A 770-nucleotide genomic window follows, 5' to 3' on the forward strand; every position below is an offset into this window, starting at 1 on the left:
GACGGTGATGGTCTGGCCGTTGGACAGAGTCACGGTCACCGGCGTCTGGGCTGGGTTGCTCAGGGTCACGGTGTAAGTGATAACACCGCCTTCGGTCACGCTTGGCGAAGCGGTCAGCGTCGCGGTGGTGGTGTCGACCGAGTCGTTGATCGTTGTTTGAGCCGGAGTCGGGTTCGGCGTCAGCTGCTCGAAGTTGCCACCGGTCGCACCGGTAATCGTGGTGCTGACGGTCGAGCCGTTGTTGTAGACGTCGTTGGCCGGGGTCTGGAAATCGACGCTGCCCTGGGTCTTGCCGGCTTCGACGGTGATGGTCTGGCCGTTGGACAGAGTCACGGTCACCGGCGTCTGGGCTGGGTTGCTCAGGGTCACGGTGTAGGTGATCACACCGCCTTCGGTCACCGACGGAGTCGCCGTCAGCGTCGCGGTGGTGGTGTCGACCGAGTCGTTGATCGTGGTTTGAGCCGGGGTCGGATTCGGGGTCAGCTGCTCGAAGTTCCCGCCGGTAGCACCGGTAATCGTCGTGCTGACAGTCGAGCCGTTGTTGTAGACGTCGTTGCCCGGGGTCTGGAAGTCGACACTGCCCTGGGTCTTGCCGGCTTCGACGGTGATGGTCTGGCCGTTGGACAGGGTCACGGTCACCGGAGTCTGGGCTGGGTTGCTCAGGGTCACGGTGTAGGTGATCACACCGCCTTCGGTCACCGACGGAGTCGCCGTCAGCGTCGCGGTGGTGTTATCGACCGAATCGTTGATCGTGGTTTGAGCCGGGGTCG

At 63.5% G+C, this 770-nt stretch carries 1 protein-coding gene; it reads right to left on the reverse strand.

The features are described from left to right. A partial coding sequence (locus J5M58_RS06865) for an immunoglobulin-like domain-containing protein (RefSeq protein ID WP_207877652.1) occupies positions 1-770 on the reverse strand: 770 nt, incomplete at both ends.

This window comes from Pseudomonas sp. 32_A (genome assembly GCF_017490905.1).
Taxonomy (GTDB): Bacteria; Pseudomonadota; Gammaproteobacteria; order Pseudomonadales; family Pseudomonadaceae; genus Aquipseudomonas; species Aquipseudomonas inefficax.